Source organism: Actinomycetota bacterium, assembly GCA_036280995.1.
Lineage (GTDB): Bacteria > Actinomycetota > CALGFH01 > CALGFH01 > CALGFH01 > CALGFH01.
In genome coordinates this window covers 1-7,374 of sequence record DASUPQ010000940.1, presented here as the reverse complement: position 1 = coordinate 7,374, position 7,374 = coordinate 1, and the positions used below count along the sequence as shown (strand labels likewise).

Here is a 7,374-nt window from a genome sequence, read left to right as displayed (position 1 = left end):
CAAGCCGAAGGAGGACAAGCCGGCCGCCAAGGCGAAGGGCGACGGCAAGGGGAACGGCAAGGCCGCGGCCGGGGTGTCGCCGCTGGTGCGGCGGCTGGCCCGCGAGCACGACGTCGACCTGAGCCAGGTCCAGGGCAGCGGGTCCGGGGGCCGGGTGCGCCGCGAGGACGTCGAGGCCTTCGTCCAGCAGCGCGGCAAGGAGCCGGCCGCGGCGGCCAGGGCCGAGCCCAAGGGCAAGGCGGCGGCGGCCGCCCCGTCGGCCTCGCCCCGGGTGGCCGTGCCCCTGGCCAAGGGCCTGCGCGAGGAGGTCGTCCCCGCGACCCGGCTGCGCAAGGTGATCGCCGAGCGGATGGTCGCCTCGCTCCAGACCAGCGCCCAGCTGACCAGCGCCGTCGAGATCGACATGACCCGGGTCATGCGCCTGCGCGAGCGGGCCAAGGAGGAGTTCAAGCAGCGCGAGGGCGTGTCCCTCTCCCCCATGCCCTTCGCCGTCCTCGCCCTGGTCGCCGCCATCCGGGAGCACCCGACGGTCAACTCGGCCATGGACGAGGACGGCAACCTCCACGTCTACCAGGACGTGCACCTGGGGGTGGCCGTGGACACCCCCAAGGGCCTGTTCGTCCCCGTGATCAAGAACGCCGAGTCGCTGAACCTGGCCGGCCTGGCCAAGGCCATCGCCGACGTCGCCGCCCGCACCCGCGACGGCAAGATCGACCCCGGCGAGCTGTCCGGCTCCACCATCTCGCTGACCAACACCGGCAGCCGGGGCGCGGTCTGGGACACGCCCATCATCAACCAGCCCAACGCGGCCATCTTCGCCACCCCGGCGATCGTCAAGCGGCCGGTGGTGGTCGAGGACCCGGACCTGGGCGAGGTGGTGGCGGTCCGCCACATGATGTACGGCATCCTCACCTACGACCACCGCATCATCGACGGCGCCGACGCCGCCCGCTTCCTGGTCAAGGTCAAGGAGGTCCTGGAGGCGGCCGACTTCGAAGGCGACCTGGGCCTGGAACGGGAGTAGGCCATGCGCGAGCTGTGGACCGTGCGGGCCGGGACCGTCCCCTACCGGCGGGCCTGGGCCTGGCAGCGGGCCCTGGTCGAGCGCCGGGCGGCCGGCGACATCCCCGACACCGTGCTGCTGCTGGAGCACCCGCACGTCTACACCATCGGCAAACGGGGCAGCGACGCCGACGTGCTCGCCGACCCGGCCTGGCTGGCCGCCCAGGGGGCCGAGGTGGTCCGCAGCGACCGGGGCGGCCAGGTCACCTACCACGGCCCCGGCCAGCTCGTCGGCTACCCCATCACCCTGCTCGACCCCAGCCCCGACGTCTGGCGGTTCGTGGGGCGGGTCGAGCAGGCCCTGGTCGACGTGGCCGCCGGCTTCGGCCTGGAGGCGCGGGGCGAGCGGGGCGACCTGACCGGGGTCTGGGTGGGCGACGCCAAGCTGGGCGCCATCGGCATGCGGGTCTCGCGCGGGGTGACCAGCCACGGCTTCGCGCTCAACTGCGCCACCGACCTGGCCTTCTTCAACGCGATCGTGCCCTGCGGCATGCCCGAGGCGGCCGCCTGCTCGCTGTCCAGCCTGCTCGGCCGCCAGGTGCCGGTGGCCGAGGTCCTCCCGGCCATGGAGCGCCACCTGGCCGGACGCCTGGAGCGGACCCCGGTCGCGGTCGACCCCGCTACCCTGGACCTGCCGGCGTCCGAGCACGACCCGGAGACCGTCCATGCCTGAGCCCGTGATCCCGCCCGGGGTCCGCACCCTGGGGGTGCTGCCCCGCACCCCGGCGCCGCCGCCGACCGGGGCGACCTTCGCCCGCAAGCCGGCCTGGCTGAAGGTGAAGGCCTCCCAGGGCCCGAACTACCGCGAGCTCAAGGGCCTGGTCCGCGACGAGCAGCTCAACACCGTCTGCGAGCAGGCCGGCTGCCCCAACATCTACGAGTGCTGGGAGGCCCGGGAGGCCACCTTCCTGATCGGCGGGGACCACTGCACCCGGGCCTGCCCGTTCTGCCAGATCCACTCCGGCAAGCCCGAGGGCTACGACACCGACGAGCCGCGCCGGGTGGCCCACGCCATCGGCCGCATGGGGCTGCGGTTCGCGGTCATCACCGGGGTGGCCCGCGACGACCTGCCCGACGGCGGGGCCTGGCTGTTCGCCGAGTCGGTCCGCCAGGTGCGGGCGCTGCTGCCTTCGTGTGGCGTCGAGGTGCTGATCCCCGACTTCCGCGGCCAGCCCGAGGCGCTGCGCCAGGTCACCGAGGTCGAGCCGGACGTGCTCGGCCACAACGTCGAGACCGTGCCCCGGCTGTACAAGCGGATCCGGCCCGGGTTCACCTACGCCGGGTCGCTGGAGCTGCTGGCCAGGGCCCGGGCGTGGCTGCCGGAGGGCTGCGCGACCAAGTCGAACCTGATCCTGGGCATGGGCGAGGAGCGCCACGAGGTCCTCCAGACCATGGCCGACCTGCGCTCGGTCGGGGTCGAGCTGCTCACCGTCACCCAGTACCTGCAGCCCACCAAGGCCCACCTGAACCTGCAGCGGTTCGTCCCCCCAGAGGAGTTCGCCGGCCTCAAGGCCCACGCCGAAGGCCTCGGGTTCGCCCACGTGGAGTCGGGGGCCCTGGTCCGCTCCAGCTACCACGCCGGCGAGATGCACAAGGCCGCCGTCCGCAAGCAGCGCGGCCAGCTCCCCGCCTGGGCCACCGCCGACGCCTGACCGTGCCCCGCGCCCGCCTGGTCCTGCTCGCGCTGCTGGCCGTCGCCCTCGTCTGGCTCGGCTTCCGCGCCGTCCGCGCCTTCGACCAGGACCGAGATGCCGCCGAAGCCGCCGCCGTCCTGTCCGCCCCCGACGTCGTCACCTACCGCCTGCCGCCGGTTCCGGCCGGGCGTGCGGCACCCTCACCCCCCGATGCCGGGGGGCGGTTCTCCTACCGGCCCGGGACCTGGCTGTCGGTGGTGGACCTGGAGGGCCTGGAACCGGTCACCGGGGACGAGCGGTACCTGGTGTTCCTGCGCAACTGGGCGGGGTGGACGCTGGCCGGGGCGGCCCGGCCCGACGCGGACGGGGACGCGCAGGTCCGGTCGGCGGCCGAGCCGCGGCCGCCGACGATCTACGAGGTGGTGGTCACCCGGGCGGTCGACGACGCCACCAGCGTCCCTCACGGCGAACCGGTGCTGCAGTGGTTCGACGCCTCCCTGGGCCCGCCCCGGGCCCGGCCGTTCGACTTCGCCAAGGGCGTCTGAGCGGGCGCCGGTTCTGGTTAACTCCGGCGAAACAAACCAGCAACCGCCGCGCAAACGCGGGTTGCTAGCGTCGCCCGCGTCTGCCCAACTGTGAAGGAGGCACACCCTGTGACCGACTCCCCCGGAGATGTCCTCAACCTGATCAGGGACAACGAGGTCCAGATCGTTGACCTGCGGTTCGCCGACCTGCCCGGCCTGATGCAGCACTTCTCGGTCCCGTCTCACGAGCTGACCGAGGAGACCTTCGACGAGGGCTTCGGCTTCGACGGCTCCTCCATCCGGGGGTTCCAGGAGATCCAGGAGTCGGACATGATCCTGGTCCCGGACCCGGCCACCGCGGTCCTGGACCCGTTCCGGACCCACCCGACCCTGATCCTCAACTGCTTCGTCAAGGACCCGGTCACCGGCGAGCCCTACACCCGCGACCCCCGCCACGTCGCCGCCAAGGCCGAGAAGCACCTTGAGGGCTCCGGCATCGCCCAGCTCTCCTACTGGGGGCCGGAGGCCGAGTTCTACATCTTCGACTCGGTCCGCTTCGACCAGGACCAGCACTCCGCCTTCTACTACGTCGACGCCATCGAGGGCGCCTGGAACTCCGGCGCCGAGGAGGGCGGGCGCAACCTCGGGTACAAGCCCCGCTACAAGGAGGGCTACTTCCCCGTCCCGCCGACCGACCACTACCAGGACCTGCGCTCGGAGATGGCCCTGGCCCTCGAGGCGGCCGGCATCCCGGTCGAGGTGCAGCACCACGAGGTCGGCACCGCCGGCCAGGCCGAGATCGACATCCGCTTCGGCACCCTGCTGCAGACGGCCGACCGGCTGATGCTGTTCAAGTACATCATCAAGAACACGGCCCTCAAGTACGGCAAGACCGTCACCTTCATGCCCAAGCCGATCTTCCAGGACAACGGCTCTGGCATGCACACCCACCAGAGCCTGTGGACCGACGGGGTGCCGCTGTTCTACGACGAGTCCGGCTACGCCCAGCTGTCCGACCTGGGCCGCTGGTACATCGGCGGGCTGCTGGCCCACGCCCCCGCCCTGACCGCCTTCACCAACCCGACCACCAACTCCTACCGGCGGCTGGTGCCCGGCTACGAGGCCCCGGTCAACCTGGTCTACTCCCAGCGCAACCGCTCGGCCGCGGCGCGCATCCCCCTCTACTCGCGCAGCCCCAAGGCCAAGCGGGTCGAGTTCCGGGTCCCCGACCCCTCCTGCAACCCCTACCTGGCGTTCGCGGCCATGCTCATGGCCGGCCTCGACGGGGTCCGCAACAAGATCGAGCCCGCCGGCCCGCTGGACAAGGACCTCTACGAGCTGCCCCCCGAGGAGCTCGCCGAGGTCCCCCAGGTCCCCGGCTCCCTCGACGAGGCCCTGGCCGCGCTCGAGGCCGACCACGAGTTCCTGCTCGAGGGCGACGTCTTCACCCAGGACGTGATCGACACCTGGCTCGCCTACAAGCGCGAGCACGAGGTCGACGCCGTCCGCCTCCGCCCCCACCCGTGGGAGTTCCACCTCTACTACGACATCTAGCCGCCCGCAGTCCGTTACTGCTGGTCATGAGCCTGCCTCCGTTGCTCCCGTAGCGGAGGCAGGCTCGTTTGCCAACAGGCTGCTGACAGCCGGCGAGGAAGCGGCTGGCCACCTGGTGACGGCTTCCCGCTGGACGCCTGGCGTCACGTGGCTGTAGGTGTCCAGCGTCACCCGGACCGAGGCGTGGCCGAGCTGCTCGGCGACCACCTTCGGGTGCTCCAAGGCCTCCAGTGCATCGTCGCCAGCCATGGCGCAGATCCCGGTGGACCGCATCGGCCATTGCTCGGTGGAGTTGAGTGTGGAGCAGCCGCACTGTCGACCGGGCGAGCCCGCCGGCCTCCAGGTCGGCGTACAGGGCATCCAGGGTCTGCGGGTCGAGTGCGTCCAGTCGGACGTGGCCGATGCGGTTGGCCACTTGGGTGATGTTCTGGCGGTAGCTGGTGAAGGTCGACGGCGCCACCTTGGCCTTCACCGACGGCAGCCACGTCCCGGCCCGAGCGGCAGCCTGCTCGGGGCCTTCCAGCCGCCCCGGTTGCCCTTGCGGTTTCTAGCCTCGTCGCGGGCGCTTTCCGCCTCCTTGCGGGTCCGGGCGCCCTTGACCCACTTCTGGCGCCGCTTGCCCGTCGCCGGGTCGCGCGGCTCATCCAGCACGAAGTACCAGTAACCGCCGCGCTTGATCAGCCCGTCGCGCATCCTGCCAGTCAGTCCGGTAGGTGGTCTCCACCTCGACCAGGCCCTGCTCTCCAACACGACGACCGTCAAGTTCAACGCCGCCGCGCTCGTGAGGACGGACCTGCCCACCCGCGAGACACCGGCACCCTGCCCATCGGCGTGACGGTCGAGCTGGAGGAGCGGGCGGATGCCGCCTGGGGCGCCTGGCGGGTCTCGGACACCCTGCTCGGGAACCAGGTCCTGGCCCGCGACGGCGTACCGCTGGGCTTGAGCATCGGTTTCGCCGAAGTGCCCGGGGGTAGCCGATGGTCGGCCGACCGCCAGCGCGTGACCAGGACCAGGGCGGAGCTGGACCATATCGTGGTGGTCAGCGTGCCGGCCTACGCAGGCGCCGGGGTGGTCGCCGTGCGTGGAGGAGGCACAGCCGCGCGCCCCACCCCGGTCCTCCTCACCCTCCTCCGCCGCCGCAAGCGCCGATGACGCGCCCCCTGCTCCGGGCCTGCCTGGACTACCGGACCCTGGTACGCGGCAAGACCCGCTGCGTTGACTGCCAGCGCCGCCATGACCTGGCCAAGAGCCGAGCCAAAGCAGCACGACGGCCCGGCCTCCATGCCGACGCCTACGAGCGCGAACGCAGAAGACGGTCGTGGCGGACCATCGTGCCATGGTGGGTGACTGGTGCCCCGGGCGGGAGCGCCGACCCGCCCACCCATCGGCCGACCTCACCGCCGACCACATTCGCGAGGTCGCACGCGGCGGCCGCCCCGATGGCCCGCTGGTCGTTCGCTGCAGGTCATGTAACGCCGCCCGATCCGCCCACCTGGCCCACGTCGCCGCCCGAGTCCTGAGCAGAGTGATGGCCCGCGACCCCTCGCCCGCCGAAGTTACCGACTACTCGGAGAGCTGCCGCAAGAACTCGCGGTTGATGACCCCAGCCTTCTCCCGAAGCTCGTCGTCGGTTGTGGCGCCCTGCGCACTGGCGAACGTCAACACCAGCCACGAACTCAGGTTGAGCAGGCCGACGATGAGGTTGGTTGGACCCGGCCCACTCGGGTCGGCTTCGAGGGCGGCGATATGGTCGATTGCCCGTTGTCGGTCCTGCCCCAGCCACAGGGTCAGGCACTCGACAGCGACTCGGTTGGCGTCGGCTGCGGGGTTGGTCTCATCCATGGCGCCAGGATATGCCGATGAGGGCCGGGCCAAAGGGGGTCAGGTCACCGCCCGCCGCTTAGCCTCCGGCGCCTGCCGCGCCGTGGAGGTGCCCGGGCTATCGCCTTCATTGAGCGGTACGTGACCGTGCCAGAGGGGCACCGGGGCGCGGCACCGCTGAAACTGCGCCCCTGGCAGCGCGTCCGACGAGCGGCAAGCCCGGATCATCTTCCGCACCGCCAAGCGCATGGTCGAGCTGGACAAGGACCTGTCCGCCCGGGGCCAGATCTTCGCCGACCACCTCCTCGAGCCGCGGTCCGACAGCGTGTTCATGGCGCTACCCGCTGACCCGGGCAGTCTGCAAGGCTGGGACCCGAGCATGGAGCTCGTCGACGAGCTCCACGTCGTCACCGACGACACGTTCGAGGCCATCTCGGCGCGGGCCGGGAAGCGCGACCGCCCGGACGATCGCCAACCCGGCCCTCGACGACTTCCTCCACCGCGACGCGCTGCGGGCCACCCTGCCACCCAAGATGCGTCACGAGGAGCATCCCCGACGGGCCCGAGGTGGTGGCCAGGTCCCCATCGTCGACGTTGAGAACGCGATCCGGTCGGCGTGCCGGCGCTGGCGGGTGCTGGAGATCGCCGCCGACCCGTTCCGGTGGGCGCGGTCGCTCCAGCTCCTCGAAGGCGAGGGCTTGCCGGTCATGGAGTACCCGCAGTCACCCGGGAGGATGACGCCGGCCACGGCCAGGTTCTACGAGGCCGTGGTGAACGGC

At 71.7% G+C, this 7,374-nt stretch carries 9 protein-coding genes; 7 read left to right on the top strand and 2 right to left on the bottom strand.

Going from position 1 to position 7,374, the window contains the following annotated elements; all coding sequences use genetic code 11:
* From VF468_31290 to glnA, 5 genes are all read left to right on the top strand, one after another.
* Positions 1-1,024, top strand: a 1,024-nt coding sequence (locus VF468_31290) for a 2-oxo acid dehydrogenase subunit E2 (protein ID HEX5882771.1), incomplete at its 5' end; no start/stop codon positions are given.
* A gap of 3 nt (positions 1,025-1,027) precedes the next feature.
* Complete coding sequence (lipB, locus tag VF468_31285) at positions 1,028-1,735, top strand: lipoyl(octanoyl) transferase LipB (GenBank protein ID HEX5882770.1); 708 nt, start codon at positions 1,028-1,030, stop codon at positions 1,733-1,735.
* Positions 1,728-2,714 carry a lipoyl synthase gene (gene lipA / locus VF468_31280; protein HEX5882769.1) on the top strand — a complete coding sequence of 329 codons (987 nt, stop codon included), beginning with the start codon at positions 1,728-1,730 and terminating at the stop codon, positions 2,712-2,714. Before lipB ends, lipA begins: the two co-directional genes overlap by 8 nt.
* Before the next feature lie 2 nt (positions 2,715-2,716).
* Entirely contained in the window at positions 2,717-3,241 is a 525-nt protein-coding gene (locus VF468_31275; protein HEX5882768.1) for a hypothetical protein, read from the top strand.
* A gap of 108 nt (positions 3,242-3,349) precedes the next feature.
* Positions 3,350-4,774, top strand: coding sequence for a type I glutamate--ammonia ligase (gene glnA / locus VF468_31270; GenBank protein HEX5882767.1), 1,425 nt, complete (start codon positions 3,350-3,352; stop codon positions 4,772-4,774).
* A gap of 468 nt (positions 4,775-5,242) precedes the next feature.
* Here glnA and VF468_31265 read toward each other — a convergent pair whose 3' ends face one another.
* Positions 5,243-5,467 carry an Arm DNA-binding domain-containing protein gene (locus VF468_31265; GenBank protein HEX5882766.1) on the bottom strand — a complete coding sequence of 75 codons (225 nt, stop codon included), beginning with the start codon at positions 5,465-5,467 and terminating at the stop codon, positions 5,243-5,245.
* 138 nt (positions 5,468-5,605) lie between these two features.
* On the opposite strand from VF468_31265, the gene VF468_31260 reads away from it, so the two are divergent.
* Positions 5,606-5,926, top strand: a complete 321-nt coding sequence (locus VF468_31260; GenBank protein ID HEX5882765.1) for a hypothetical protein — start codon at positions 5,606-5,608, stop codon at positions 5,924-5,926.
* 411 nt (positions 5,927-6,337) lie between these two features.
* On the opposite strand, the gene VF468_31255 is transcribed toward VF468_31260, so the two are convergent.
* On the bottom strand, positions 6,338-6,616 hold the full coding sequence (locus VF468_31255) for a hypothetical protein (protein ID HEX5882764.1): 279 nt from the start codon (positions 6,614-6,616) through the stop codon (positions 6,338-6,340).
* A 512-nt stretch (positions 6,617-7,128) separates the two neighbouring features.
* Here VF468_31255 and VF468_31250 point away from each other — a divergent pair.
* Positions 7,129-7,374: terminase large subunit (locus VF468_31250; GenBank protein ID HEX5882763.1), on the top strand; the 246-nt coding region annotated here is incomplete at its 3' end.

What these genes read in the sequence shown, in the direction of transcription:
- lipB (HEX5882770.1), top strand. Translation starts at nt 1,028, where the DNA reads ATGCGCGAGCTGTGGACCGTGCGGGCCGGGACCGTCCCCTACCGGCGG.
- lipA (HEX5882769.1), top strand. Translation starts at nt 1,728, where the DNA reads ATGCCTGAGCCCGTGATCCCGCCCGGGGTCCGCACCCTGGGGGTGCTG.
- VF468_31265 (HEX5882766.1), bottom strand. Translation starts at nt 5,467, where the DNA reads ATGCGCGACGGGCTGATCAAGCGCGGCGGTTACTGGTACTTCGTGCTG.
- VF468_31255 (HEX5882764.1), bottom strand. Translation starts at nt 6,616, where the DNA reads ATGGATGAGACCAACCCCGCAGCCGACGCCAACCGAGTCGCTGTCGAG.